This window comes from Thalassobaculum fulvum (assembly GCF_014652915.1).
In the GTDB taxonomy this organism is placed as follows: Bacteria; Pseudomonadota; Alphaproteobacteria; order Thalassobaculales; family Thalassobaculaceae; genus Thalassobaculum_A; species Thalassobaculum_A fulvum.
Genome location: NZ_BMZS01000010.1, coordinates 52632 through 65573, shown reverse-complemented (window position 1 = coordinate 65573; position 12942 = coordinate 52632). Strand labels below are relative to the sequence as shown.

The 12942-nt window shown below is 70.9% G+C and carries 10 protein-coding genes; 5 read left to right on the top strand and 5 right to left on the bottom strand.

Features of this window, described 5'->3' with window-relative positions:
- Positions 1 to 240: 240 nt before the first annotated feature.
- Positions 241 to 1503 (bottom strand): hypothetical protein, encoded by a 1263-nt coding sequence (locus IE246_RS20065; RefSeq protein ID WP_189992986.1) that lies wholly within the window; start codon positions 1501 to 1503, stop codon positions 241 to 243.
- Between the two features lie 113 nt (positions 1504 to 1616).
- Positions 1617 to 2480: an alpha/beta fold hydrolase gene (locus tag IE246_RS20060; RefSeq protein WP_189992984.1), complete on the bottom strand. Its 864-nt coding sequence runs from the start codon at positions 2478 to 2480 to the stop codon at positions 1617 to 1619.
- An 89-nt stretch (positions 2481 to 2569) separates the two neighbouring features.
- Between IE246_RS20060 and IE246_RS20055 the strand changes: the two genes are divergently transcribed.
- The 5 genes from IE246_RS20055 (at position 2570) to IE246_RS20035 (ending at position 7028) form a co-directional block, all read left to right on the top strand.
- Complete coding sequence (locus IE246_RS20055) at positions 2570 to 3496, top strand: NAD-dependent epimerase/dehydratase family protein (protein WP_189992982.1); 927 nt, start codon at positions 2570 to 2572, stop codon at positions 3494 to 3496.
- Entirely contained in the window at positions 3493 to 4770 is a 1278-nt protein-coding gene (locus tag IE246_RS20050; RefSeq protein ID WP_189992980.1) for a TIGR04372 family glycosyltransferase, read from the top strand. Before IE246_RS20055 ends, IE246_RS20050 begins: the two co-directional genes overlap by 4 nt.
- A 58-nt stretch (positions 4771 to 4828) precedes the next feature.
- Positions 4829 to 5836, top strand: a complete 1008-nt coding sequence (locus tag IE246_RS20045) for an isopenicillin N synthase family dioxygenase (protein WP_189992978.1) — start codon at positions 4829 to 4831, stop codon at positions 5834 to 5836.
- Positions 5837 to 5968: 132 nt separating this feature from the next.
- On the top strand, positions 5969 to 6415 hold the full coding sequence (locus IE246_RS20040) for a hypothetical protein (protein ID WP_189992976.1): 447 nt from the start codon (positions 5969 to 5971) through the stop codon (positions 6413 to 6415).
- Positions 6416 to 6611: 196 nt separating this feature from the next.
- A complete protein-coding gene (locus tag IE246_RS20035; protein WP_189992974.1) occupies positions 6612 to 7028 on the top strand; it encodes a hypothetical protein in 417 nt (138 codons plus the stop codon).
- Between the two features lie 116 nt (positions 7029 to 7144).
- Here the strand turns inward: IE246_RS20035 and IE246_RS20030 are convergent, their stop codons facing one another.
- From IE246_RS20030 to IE246_RS20020, 3 genes are all read right to left on the bottom strand, one after another.
- Positions 7145 to 8749, bottom strand: a complete 1605-nt coding sequence (locus IE246_RS20030; RefSeq protein WP_189992972.1) for a flagellin family protein — start codon at positions 8747 to 8749, stop codon at positions 7145 to 7147.
- Positions 8750 to 8994: 245 nt separating this feature from the next.
- Positions 8995 to 11847, bottom strand: coding sequence for a CHASE2 domain-containing protein (locus IE246_RS20025; protein WP_189992970.1), 2853 nt, complete (start codon positions 11845 to 11847; stop codon positions 8995 to 8997).
- 63 nt (positions 11848 to 11910) lie between these two features.
- Positions 11911 to 12942, bottom strand: coding sequence for an OmpA family protein (locus IE246_RS20020; RefSeq protein WP_189992968.1), 1032 nt, complete (start codon positions 12940 to 12942; stop codon positions 11911 to 11913).

Here is a 12942-nt window from a genome sequence, read left to right as displayed (position 1 = left end):
CGGCCTGCCGGTCAGTGGTTCGACTCGAAGCAACCAGTGGCTAGGCCCAGGGCTGGCCCGCCGAAACACACTCAATTTGACCTATATTCTAGTCAACTCTTAGGTCAAATTGTAAAAATCTCATTAATCTCGCGCTTCGGTATGCCTGCCGGGACATCGGCCCGGCGCTTCGTGAATAGCAACGAACGGTGAACCAAGTTCTAACCGGAATGGTTAAGCAACGGTTAACCGCCGGAGCTCTCACCCCGGGCCGGACCGGGAGTGCGCGATGCCGCCGGGCAGGCTCGCCACGGCATCGCCCGCGTCCAGCACGATCGCGGTCAGGCCGGCATCGCGCGCGCTCGACCGGAACCGCCCCACCACCGCGACCGGGTCGTCGAACCGGCGCTCCGGCGAATCCAGAACCACCGTCGTGAAGCCCGCCGCCTCGGCCGTCGCCACGTCCGTCGCCGGATCCCTGACACGGGCCGCCAGTCCGATGACGCGGGTCCGGAGAAGCTCGGTCGCCTTCGGCAGCAACGTCCGCACGGCCCCGGCGCCCGGGTCGACCACCAGAACCAGCCGCTGCCGGACGGTCGGCGGCAGGCCATCCAGGGCGGCGCGCAGGTTTCCCAGGTAGAGCGGGTTCACCAGGCTGGAGAGCCGGGCCGGCACGTAGACCGGCTCGTCAGACCCGGCCAGGACGGCCGCCATCGACGTGCCAAGCTTCTCCAGCACGACGCAGTCGGTTTCCGCCCCGACGGCCGGATCGAGCTCGGCGAAGCCCTCCTCGCGGAGGGTCTCCCGACCGCCGTCGCCGGCCCGCCGGCACACCGCGATCTCCTGGCCGATCACGACGCCGCCGTTGCCGGCACGGATCTCGCGGCGGATCAGGCTGACCCCTTTCTCCAGCTGGCGGGCCAGCCCGCGCTGCTTGGCGACGTAGGAGCGGTGCGCGATGTGGACGAAGCGGATCAGGTCGTCGACGGTGTCGATGACCGCGCCGTCCAGCACCTCGTCCAGTTCGTAGCCGAAACCCTCGGCGAGATACCGGCCGCCGGCCCCGACCTCGCCGAGCGCGGCGAGCGTGGCCTCGGCGATCTGCCGGCTCTTGGCCTCGGCCTCGGCCCGGGTCGCGCCGTCGAACAGGATGGCCACGCCGTCGGGCTCCATCCGCACCAGCAGGTCGCCCTGGCGGATCATCCGGCGAGCGACCTCCTCGGCGACCTGCAGCGCCTTGGCCGGAGACAGTCCCGCGGCGGACGCGCCTTCGACCATCGCGCCCACGTCGATCAGCTGCACGTGACCCGCGGTCAGGCGGCCCGCCTGCTCGCGCTGTCGGGCGACCGCCTCGCGGAGCCGGTCGCCGAGGCCGCCGCCGGACGGTGCCGGCGTCGCGCCCCGGCGACGCTCGACCGCGGGATCGGCCACGGCCGGAGCCGGCGACCGGTTGCCGCGCAGCATGACGACGGCCGCCACCACGGCCACGACCACCAGCAGCGCCAACGCGCCGAGCCAGATCATGACTTTGCCCCCCTATCCGCCGGCACGCCCGTCGAGCCCCGATGCCGAAGATCATACTACCCGGTCGTCGGACCGACAGGAGAATGACACGCGGCCGGCCGCGCCCCGGCTCTTCAGCCCTCGGCCAGGATGAAGGACCGCAGGATCCGCTCGGTCTCGGCCGGCCGGTCGCGATGCGTTCCGTGCCCGGCGCCGGTCACCACCTCGTAGCGCAGCACGTCCGACGGCAGATGCGCGGCGATCTCCTCGGCATCGGCCAGCGGAGTGACCGGATCCCGGTCGCCGGCCAGCACCAGGGTCGGACACCGGACCCGGGCCAGGTCCGCGCGGAAGTCCATACGCCAGCGCTCGCCACCGGCCTTGAAGAACCGCGCCTCGGTCGCGGCCCGCCGGACCACGCGCGACCGACCCTCCGGATCCTGGGGCGTGGTGTTGTAGTACGGGCGGCAGTGCCGGTCCCAGTCGTCGACCACGCTCGGGTCGCCGTCGATCGCTCCGCCCCAGAACCGTTCGGCCGCCCGCCGTGAGTCCGGGCCGCCCATCGCCTCGAAGGCGTCGTACTTGCGCTCGAACACCGACCGGCAGGCGGTCGACGCCAGGACCAGCCTGGACGGCAGGTCGGGATGCCGGGTCGCCGCCGACTGCGCGACGAAGCCGCCGAACGACAGGCCGTAGAGGATCGGCCGATCGATCTCGAGGGCGGCGCAGAAACCGGCGATGTCGTCGCCCCACTGCGCCAGGGTCTCGGCCTCCGGCGGACCGTCGTCGCTGCGGCCGTTGGCCCGGTGATCCAGGTACACCACCTGCGCGATGTCGGCGAACCGAGCGAACCACGGCCGCAGCGTGCTGTGATCGGCCCCCGGCCCGCCGTGCAGGACGATCAGCGTCGGCTTGCGGCGCATCGCCGGCCCCTCAGGCTCGAGCCCCGCCCCCTCCACGTCGAAGAACAGCCGGACACCGTTGACCAGAACCCGCATGCGGGGCCCCCACGCTTTTCTCGATTGCGACGGCGGTACTATGCTCCGGCGGTTCGACCGACGACCAGGACCGATTGGACGGAGCGGGAATGGCGACTGCGACAGTACTCGTAACCGGCGGCGGCGGCCTGCTCGGCGCCCACGTGGTCGCGGCGCTCGCGCCCGACCATGCGGTCGAGGTCCTGGACCTGCGGCGGCCGGCCGCCGACGTGCTGTTCCGTCCGGCCGACATGCGCGACCTGGATGCCGTCAGATCCGCGGTGCGCGGGCACGACCGGGTCGTCCACCTGGCCGGCATCGACGACGGCACGCCGGTGCCGGACCGGCGCTACATGGAGGTCAACGTCCAGGGCACCTGGAACCTGCTGCGGGCCTGCGAGGAAGCCGGCGTCGCCAAGGTCGTGATCGCCTCGTCGTCGGCCGCCTACGGGTTCGGCCCGGACAATCCGCCCGCCTACCTGCCGATCGACGAGGCGCACCCCCTGCGGCCCACCCGGACCTACGACCTGACCAAGGCGCTGATCGAGCAGACCGCCGAGAGCTTCGCGCGGCGCGGCGGCATCGGCTCGATCGTCTGCCTGCGGCCGACCCTGATCGTGCGCCCCGAGAAGGCCCCGGAGATCCTGGCCGAGTTGGCGACGCTGACGGCCGCGGAGGGGCACCCCGGGTTCGCGGTCGACGCGCCGCGCTACGGCGCGCTCCCGGCCCATCGCTGCTACGTCACTTCGCGGGACGCCGCAGCCGCGTTCCGGGCGGCGCTTCTGGCCGACACGCCGGCGTTCGGCCGCTACGTGATCGCCGCCCGCGACACCCTCGGCGGGGTCGCGGCCCTGCCCTGGTTCGAGCGGGTCTACGGCGAGCGGCCGGACGTCCGCGCTCCCGACTGGTTCGCGGACACCGCCACCGCCAGCCCGCTCGACAGCCGGGCCGCCGAGCGCGACCTCGGCTGGATCGCGCGCGACGACTGGCCCGCCGTCGTCAGGTCGGTCGCCGACGCCCGGAGGGCGGGAGCATGACCGACTGGCGGTCCGGCCCGCGGCCCGACGCCGCGACCTTCGAGCGCGACATGCGCGCCCGGTTCGTCACCCGCGAGAACCTGGAGAGGCTGTTCCGGCTGGTGATGCCGCATCTGCTCCCGGACGGCCCGACGCTGGTCTACATCCTGACCCAGTCGGACCGGATCGGGCACCTGACCCTGGAGCCGCAGATCCTGAAGACCCTGTACGGCGACCGCTACCGGCGGATCGTCGTGCTGACGCCGTCGCTGAACCGTCCGGGCGCCAACGCCCGGGTGCCGGAATGCCTGGGCGACCGGTTCGTGTGGGTCGAGACCGACGACGAGGTGATCGCCGCCATGGGCTTCGTCGACGGCGGCGTCGCCGATCTGCAGCGCATTCACCTGCTGCTGCAGTCGCCGCGGCTGATGTTCGTCGACTTCTGGCGCCGCGTGGTCGGCGGGGTGCGGCCGACGGTCCTCCAGCTGTCCGACGCGATCCGCGAGGACGGCCATCGCCAGCTCCGCAGCATCGGGATCGACCCCGACGCGCCGTTCGCGTTCTTCCACATGCGGACCATGAAGTACCTCGAGGGCCTGACCCATCACGGCCACCGGACGGCGCCGATCGACAGCTATGCTCCGTCGATCCGCCGGATCCTCGACGCCGGCTACCAGGTGGTGCGGATCGGCGAGCCGGGGCTGGAGCCGGCCGGCTGGATGGGCGACGGCTATGTCAGCCTGCCGGACGCCCTGCCGGGCCTCGCCCCGCACGAGCGCGCCGTCGACCTCGCGGTGCTGGCCGACGCCGCGTTCGGGACCGCGCAGAACTCCGGACCGATCTGGGTGGCCGCCGCGTTCGGCACCCCGACGCTGCGCACCAACACGCCGTTCGAGCACCTCAACCTGCCCTACAACCGGGACCTGTCGCTGTTCAAGCGCTACCGCGACGGCGCGACCGGCCGGCTGCTGCGCTACGCCGAGATCCTCGACGCCCGGCTGCCCGCGCTGTTCCGCGATGCCGATTTCGAGGCGCGCGGAATCGAGCTGGTGGCGAACGACGCCCACCAGATCGACGCGGCGACCGGCGAGTTCCTGACGATGCTCGGCGGCGCGCCGTGCCGACTGCCGGCGGGAAAGCATCGCCGGTTCCTCGAACTCGGCGCCGCCTACGAGCGTTCGGTCCAGGCCGATGCCTGGTTCCGAGAGGAGAACCTCGACTTCTACGGCTACGCCCACCCGTTCGGCGAGGTCTCGGCGGCCTTGCTCGACGGCATGCCACAGTTCCTCGACTGACGGCTCCGTCACACCGATGCTAGGCTGCCGGCGACGCTGCGTTGCCAGGGAGGATCGCATGACCCGTCGCGATATTCCGGTCCTCGACCTCGGGCCTTACCGGACCGGCACGCCCGGTGCGCTCGACGCCCTCGCCGCCGAGCTGCGGCACGCCCAGGAGAACGTCGGCTTCTTCGTCGTCGTGAACCACGGTGTCCCGCAGGCCCGCATCGACGCCGCGTTCGAGAGCGCGCGCCGTTTTCATGCCCTGCCGCTCGAGGCGAAGCTGGCGCTGAAAGCCAACGAGCACAACATCGGCTACCTGCCGTTCAAGGGCAGCACGACCCGGTCCTCCAGGGTCAACGTCAACACCAAGCCGAATCTGAACGAGGCGCTGTTCGTCAAGCGCGACCTGGCACCGGACCACCCGGACGTGCTGGCCGGCAAGCGCTACAAGGCCCCGAACCAGTGGCCGGGCGAGACCGCCCTGCCCGGCTTCCGGGCCGACGTCGTCGCCTACTGCGACGCCATGGAGGCGCTGGCCAAGTCGTTGCTGCCGCTCTACGCCCGTGCCCTGGACCTGCCGGCCGACTGGTTCGACAAGGCGTTCGAACTGCCGATGTACACCCTGCGGATGACCCACTACCCGCCGGTGCCGGAGGCCGAGATCGAGGACAACCAGTTCGCCATAGCCCCGCACACCGACTCCGGCTTCCTGACCCTGCTGGCCCAGTCCGACATCCCCGGCCTGGCGATCCGGCTGCCCGACGGGACCTGGATCGAGCCGCCGATGATCCCGGGCTCGTTCGTGGTGAACACCGGCGACCTGGCGCACCGCTGGACCAACGAGCGGTTCCTGTCGACCCCGCACCGCGTCGTCCACCGCACGCCGCGCGACCGCTACGCCATCCCGTTCTTCTTCGACTGCTCCTACGACCACGTCATGGAGTGCATCCCAACCTGCACCGGTCCGGGCAACCCGCCGAAATACCCGCCGACGACCTACCCCGAGTACCAGCTCTGGTTCGGCAGCCGGAACTACGCGCACATCGCCCCGAAGGCCGGCGAGAAGATGGCGGCGGGCTGAGCCGGCCGGCACGTTACTTGCTGGGCCATTGATCCAACGCAATGCCCGCAACGCTCGCGTGGCATTGGATGGCCTGACGGCGGGGCGATACCCGCCGGTCGGATCGGGGAACGCATGTCGAAGGGGGATACGATGTCGGGACTGAAGACGATTGCCGGCGCCGGCGTGATGGCGGCCGGGTTGGCGCTCGCGCCGCTCGCCGCGCAGGCCCAGACCACCGCGACGCCCGCTGCACCTGCGCCTGCCGCCGAAGCGAGCAGCGCTGCCTATTCTTTCGACGGTTACCGTGTGCTCGCGGTCACGGCCGGTGTCATCGGCGGTGCCGCGGTCGCGGTGATCGTCACAGACGGTCTGATCATTCCGGTCTACGCCTACGCCACCGGCGGGCAGGCGGCCGGCATCAGCATGGCGGGGACCATGGCCGCTGCCGCCGGGGCCGGCGCCGGCGAGATCGGCATGGCCAACGGCATGGCCGAGCCGATCGGGCATGTCGGCTACCACGCGTTCCGGGGCGCCATGACACTGCTCGGCGCAATCGGCGGCGGATTCTACGCGGATTCGTTGTATACTGCGGATTGACCTGTACGCCCGGAGCGGTGGATCGCATTCGAGTCGTAAATGCGGCGTATGCTACGGGACTGGCCGGAAGCGGGTTCGATCTACTAGACTGACCATAGTGACAGTGGTGGCTTTGTCCCGGTCACGTACAGAGATTTCGGGGGCGGCGTTGGGACACTCAGCGGCGCCATGGATGGCTAGGAACCAGGAGGAATCCATGAACGCCTTAAAGACTCTCGCAGCTGCCGGCCTGATCGCATCCAGTCTCGCTATCGCCCCGGTCGGCGCCCAGGCCCAGACCGCCGCGGCCCCGGCCGCGTCGTCCGGCTTCGACGGCTACCGGGTGCTTGCCGTCACCGCCGGCGTGATCGCCGGTGCGGCGGTCGCGGCGGTCGTCACGGACGGCCTGATCATTCCCGTCTACGCCTATGCGACCGGCGCCGCCGGGATGGGTGGCGGCATGGGTGGCGGCATGGCCGCCGGTGCCGGCGCGGCCGAGGGTGGCGGTCTCGGCATGGCCGCCATGGGCAACAACATGGGCCAGGCCGGCGCCATGTTCGTCCGCGGCAGCATGCGGCTTCTCGGCGCCATCGGCGGCGGCTTCTACGCCGACTCCTGGTACACGGGCCAGTAACACCAGCCTGATGGCCGCGCGTCCGGGCATTTCCGGGCGCGCGGCGCCTCACGGCCAGGGAACCGCGGAGTCGAGACGGGCTCCGCGGTTTTTTGTGGCCGGGAGCGGCCCGGCGCTCAGTTCCGGAACAGGCCGAGCAGGATCTGCGGCCGCCTTGTCAGGTTGGCCAGGGTATCCGTGGCCAGTTGCTGGCGGACCTGACGGGCCACGAACTCCGCCCCTTCCCGCGCGAGGTCCGCGTCAACGATGTTGCCCAGCCCCTCGGCAGTGGCGTCCAAGATGGCCTGGTCGAACCTGAGGCCGAGCTCGATGGTCCGCAGCTCGGCACCGAAATACGCCGACTGGTCCTGGATGTAGGTGTCGATCGTGGCGAGCTGGGACAGAGACGTCAGCGAACTGGCTGCGGTCGAGAAGTCGAGCGTGTCGAGGCTCATCGAGCCGGCGGTCAGGTTCTTGCGCTGGATCTGCTCCTGCTCGCCGCTGACGTCGGTCGTGTACTCGACCATCGAACTGGTGAACCAGAGCAGGTCCAGCCCCTGCACCGGGGCCGTGTAGCTCCAGCTCGCCACCGTGTTCTCGTAGGTGGCGTTCAGCGAAGCGGTCGCCGCCGACGACGCCACCGTGGCCCGCGTCACGATGCGGTGGTCGAGCAGCGTCTCGGAGCCGCCGGGCACGGTGAAGCTCTGGCTCGACATGTTGACGTTGTACCCGGACGGCAGCGGGCCGGTGGTGTTCAGGATCTGCTCGCTGCCGATCACCGAGACGTCGACCCAGCTGCCGGCATCGTAGCGCTGATAGACGTGCTCGACGTCGACGGTGACCGAATCCGCCCCCGACACCGCGGCCGGTAGGTCGAAGACGCCGTCGAACGACACGGTCGAGCCGGCCCGGAAGGTTCCGGAGCTCACCGACATGTCGGGGTTGCCGCCGCCCGGCTGGCTGACCGACGGGGAGTTCGACCACTGCACCACGTCGAAGGTGGCGTCGACGTTCTCGCCGCCCTGCGGATAGCTCGCCGTCAGCCGGGCCTGGATCGTGGTGGTACCGGCAGCCAGGTCGGCCGCAGTCAGCGCGATCGTGTCGGTAATCGTCTGATCGCCGGTCCACGGCCCCGGCGCGATCGCCGAACCCGCCACCTCGCGTCCGTTGACCAGCCAGGTCAGAGTCGGCGCGATGTTGTCGGTGCCGTTGCCGCCGACCAGCTCGATGTCGAACGACACCGTCACCGCATCCCCGACCGCCGGCGGATAGCTGGCGAAGCCCGTGGTCGCAGGGTTGAACCGGACGTCGGTGGTCTCGCCGCTGCCGTCGATCAGGTTGACGCCGTTGAAACCGGCGTTGGCCACGATCTGGTCGTACTGATCGATGAGGTTGCGCATACCGTCCTGCAGCAGCGCGCGCTGTTGGGCGCTCACCCCCGGATTGGCGAGTTCCGTCGCCTTGGCGCGGATATCCTGCAGCACGCCCTGGAGCGCTTCGATCCCGGCGTTGGTCACCCGCAGAAGCCCGGCCGCACTCTTCTTCGCCGACGCCACGGCGCCGGCCGCCGCCATGTCGACCCGGATGCCCTGGGCGATCGCGAAGCTGGAGGCGTCGTCCAGGGCGCCGGCGACCCGCAAGCCGGTCATGACCCGGCCCGCCGCGAGGGCCGTCGCGCGGTCCGCCGCCCCGAGCACGCGGACCGCGGCCAGCATGGACGGGTTGGTGTGCAACGAGATCACGGCGCGCTTCCCGGAAGGAAATCGGTTAGCCGCGCGTTAACCAAATAAAATCGGATAAATTCTCCCTGTGTTTCTCTCTTTGAATAGAAAAAACCTCTACAACTGAAACAACACTCACCCATATGGTCAAAATATCACCGAGCGCTGATAATTCAACACTACGATTTCAGGACTACACGCATGAACAGCAGCGTTTCATCAAATACAATCAGCATTCTTTATTTCAGAACCGCTGGTACGCCGCACTACCCGGACTGGGGTACCGGTGCGACCGCCCGCGACGCCGGCAGCAGCACCGTCACGGTCGTCCCTTCGTCGACCGCGCTGTCGAACAGCAGCTCGCCGCCCAGGGCATCGACGTGCGACTTGACGATCGCCAGACCGAGCCCGACCCCGCTGTGGTCGCGGACCAGCGGTCCCTGGCGCTGCCAGAACGGCTGCGTGACCTTGTCGATCAGGTCCGGCGGGATACCGATCCCGCGGTCGCTGACCGCGACGCCCGGCCGGCCGTCGTCGGCGACGAAGCCCCGGACGACGACCGCCGACCCGACCGGCGAGAACTTGATGGCGTTGGACACGAGGTTCTGCAGGATCTGGTACAGGATGGTCCCGTCGACGGCGAGCGACGGCATGCCGTCCTGGACGTCGGCCGCGACCTCTATGCTGCGGTCGCCGGCCACGGTGGCGACGTCACGAAGCACCGCTTCGGCCACCCGCTCCAACCGCGTCACGGCCTCGGCATCGGCCAGGGACGCATGCTCGGAGCGCGAGAACTCCAGGATCGCCTCGATCATCGACAGCAGATTGGAGCCACTCTCGATGATGTCGGCGACGTAGGCCCGGTAATGGTCGTTGCCGAGCGGCCCGAACAGCTCGCGCTTCATCAGGTCGGCGAACCCGATGACCGCGTTCAGGGGGGTCCGGAGCTCGTGGCTCATATTGGCCAGGAACGCCGATTTCGCCGAGCTTGCGGCCTCGGCCCGCAGCATCGCCTCGGTCATCTCCATCTCGCGCCACTTGAGCTCGGTGATGTCCGAGTACACGCCGACCAGGCCGCCCTCGGCGGTCGGCCGCTCGTCGATCCGGAACCACCGGCCGTCGAGGCATTCCTGGACCCGCGGCTCGGACGCCCGGACGAACGCGGCCATGCGCTCCCCCACCCAGGCGTCGGCCCGACCGGCCGCGTCGACGGGCGCCCGCGAGGTCTCGGCGTAGCGCGCCATGATGGTGTCGAACCGCGCCCCGGACCTGGCGATATCCCCGGCTTCGCCGAGCATGTCGACGAACCGGGCGTTGCAGATCACCAGGCGCCGGTCCGGGCCGAACAGCGCGAAACCGTCGGTGATCCGCTCGATGCCGTCGCGCAGGCGCTCGCCGGCCCGCTGCGCCGCCGCCTCGGCATCCAGCCGGGCGCTGATGTCGCGCAGCACGATCACGAACACGCGCTCCTCGGCCGCGGTCTCGGCGACCGTCAGTTCGGCGCGCACGGCAGCGTCGCCGGCACGATCGACGGCGGCGGCGACGACCCGGCCGCTGCGCACGGCATCCCGGAGCGCGCCCTCGGCATGCAGCCGGAGCGCATCGGCCCAGGCGCCGGTCAGCAGGGCATCGATGCGGGCGCCCACGAGCCGGTCCGCCGGTTCCCCGAACAGCCGCTCGGCCCCGGCGTTGGCGGTGACGATCCGCGCCTGCGAGTCGACCGTGACAATGGCGTCGAAACTGGCGTCCACCACCTGCCGCATGTAGATGCCCTGGCGAACCAGCATCGCTTCCTGGCGCCGACGCACGACCCCCTGCTCGTGCACCCGGACCACCGCGACATGACCGGTCAGCGCCAGCAGCACCACCAGCGGGAAGCTGGCGTCGACCAGGGCACCGGCCGACAGCAGGGCCAGGGCGGCGACGGTCGGCAGCACGACGACCCCGGCCCCCGCGACCAGCCCGAGGGCCGTCAGCCCCAGCATCGGCGACACGGCGATCACCGCCAGGGCGATCGCGACGGCGGCACCGAGTTCGACCCAGGGGACGAGGGCCGGGCGGGACATCACACGGCCGTCCAGGATCGAGTCGACCGCCAGAGCCTGGAACACGGAGCTGGAGATGCCGGCGCCTCCGCTGGTCCGGACCGGTGCGGAGATCCCCGACGCCGACGCACCGATCACCGCCAGCCGGCCGGCGATCTCCATCTCGGGCACTTCGCCGGCGAGCAGGCGGGCGGCCCGGATCACCGGGATCCGGCCCGGATCGCGGGTATCGACCCAGATCCGCCCCCGGGCATCGGTCGGAACCAGTCGGCCGGCGACCGAAAGCCCGCTCGGCCCGACGGTCGACGACGCCTCGACCACCAGGTTCGCCGACCCGGTGGCGACGCGGACCGCCTCGATCGCCAGCCCGGGCAGCAGCCGGTCCCCGACCGCCACCACCCCCGGTGCGGTTCGCACCACGCTGTCGAGATCCGGATACAGGTTGACGACGCCGGCCCCGCGCCCGGCGTCTTCCAGCACCGGCAGCGGCCGGACCACGCCGGCCGCCCGCTGCAGCCCCTCGGGGCGGGCGGCACCGCGCACGGCCACCCTGCCGACCATCGGCTCCCGATCGTCGCGCAGCGGCACCGGCGACAGGGCGACCGCCGAGACCGCCGGCCGCTCCCGCATGGCGGCCGCCAATGCCAGATCGTGGTCGGTGGTCGCGGCCGGTGGCGTCCTGCCGGAGCCGCCCTCCGGCACGCTGCGCCTCCCGGGCGAAAGCCGGTCCGGCTCCGCCAGCAGGATGTCCAGCACCACCGCCGCGACACCGTCATCGGCCAGCCGCTCGACCATGCGCGCGAGGATGTCGCGCGGCCACGGCCACTGCCCGACCTCGGTCAGGCTGGCGTCGTCGATGTCCACCACCAGCACCGTCGGCCGGTGCGTGATCGACGGCCGCAGCGCGGTCGCCGCGTCAAACCCCCACAGCCGCAGAGCCTGGAGCGGGGTCACGTCGCCGAACCACGCCAGCACGAGCGCACCGAGCAGCACTGCCGCGACCAACCGGTCCCGCAGCGGCCTCGCGACCGACTCCGTCTCGATGCTGAACGGTTGGGGACTGGCGCTGTCCATGCGGGATACTAGGCGCTCCGGGCCGCCGGAGACATCACCGGCACCATGGTCGACCCGGCCGGGTCAGCGAACCGTGATCTCGACGCGACGGTTGCGCGGCTCGTCGACACCGTCGGCGGTCGGCACAACCGGGTCGCGCTCGCCGAACGAATCCACCCTGATCAGTCGCGACGGAACTCCCAGCTCGAGCACCAGGTTCCGCACCAGCTGCGCACGCTGCAGGGCGAGCCGGTCGTTCACATTGGACGCGCCGACCCGGTCGGTGTGACCGGCGATCTCGACCCCGGGGACGACGCGCTGGCGGATCAGGTCCAGCAGCGCCGGCAGCTCGGCTCGGGATTCGGCCGTCAACCGGTCGGATCCGGTCTCGAAGTACAGCCGCACCACCACCGGAACCGGCGGCTCGGCCCCGAGCGCCCGGCCGAACAGATCCTTCACGTCCTGCTCGCCGAGCGTCCCGACGCGATCCGGCGCCGGCGCCCCGGCGCCGACCACGGCGCCGGCGCGCAGGGTGTCGAGGGTGACCGAACCGGCATCGGTGCGCAGGTCGACGGCTCCGACCTTGCCGTCGGCGTCGGCCAGCAGCACCACGATGGTCCCGCCCAGGCCCTTCTCGACCTCCTCGATCGCCGACTCGAAACGCGCCCGGCAGGCCGCGATGTCGTCGGGCTGATGCCCCTCTTCCTGTTCCTGCATCCAGCAGTCGAACCCGGCCTGGGCACGGGCCGCGGCGTCCGGCGTGAACGCCCTGGCGCCCTGCGCGAGCGCACCCGCCAGCCGGGCCCGGACGGCCGCCAGCGTCTCCCGGTCGTCCGGCGCCAGGTCGCGGGCGTCCAAGGCCTCCGGATCGACCCGTTCACCCTCGGCCGCCGCCGTGGCGCGACGGTAGAAGCGCGCGGTATCCGGCCAGTCGTACTCGGCCCGCTCCATGTCGCCGAGTCCCACGTACTCCCGGCTGAGCGCGGCCTGAAAGGCCGAATCCGGCGGCGCGACGCCGGCCAGATGATCGGTGTCGAACGGCCCGAACGCACAGCCCCCCAGCGCGACAAGGCCGGCCAGCACGGCCGTCGCCCGCAGCAATTTCAGCGCCGACAT

What these genes read in the sequence shown, in the direction of transcription:
- IE246_RS20050 (WP_189992980.1), top strand. Translation starts at nt 3,493, where the DNA reads ATGACCGACTGGCGGTCCGGCCCGCGGCCCGACGCCGCGACCTTCGAG.
- IE246_RS20020 (WP_189992968.1), bottom strand. Translation starts at nt 12,942, where the DNA reads ATGTCGGCGCTGAAATTGCTGCGGGCGACGGCCGTGCTGGCCGGCCTT.
- IE246_RS20025 (WP_189992970.1), bottom strand. Translation starts at nt 11,847, where the DNA reads ATGGACAGCGCCAGTCCCCAACCGTTCAGCATCGAGACGGAGTCGGTC.
- IE246_RS20065 (WP_189992986.1), bottom strand. Translation starts at nt 1,503, where the DNA reads ATGATCTGGCTCGGCGCGTTGGCGCTGCTGGTGGTCGTGGCCGTGGTG.
- IE246_RS20045 (WP_189992978.1), top strand. Translation starts at nt 4,829, where the DNA reads ATGACCCGTCGCGATATTCCGGTCCTCGACCTCGGGCCTTACCGGACC.
- IE246_RS20035 (WP_189992974.1), top strand. Translation starts at nt 6,612, where the DNA reads ATGAACGCCTTAAAGACTCTCGCAGCTGCCGGCCTGATCGCATCCAGT.
- IE246_RS20055 (WP_189992982.1), top strand. Translation starts at nt 2,570, where the DNA reads ATGGCGACTGCGACAGTACTCGTAACCGGCGGCGGCGGCCTGCTCGGC.
- IE246_RS20060 (WP_189992984.1), bottom strand. Translation starts at nt 2,480, where the DNA reads ATGCGGGTTCTGGTCAACGGTGTCCGGCTGTTCTTCGACGTGGAGGGG.
- IE246_RS20040 (WP_189992976.1), top strand. Translation starts at nt 5,969, where the DNA reads ATGTCGGGACTGAAGACGATTGCCGGCGCCGGCGTGATGGCGGCCGGG.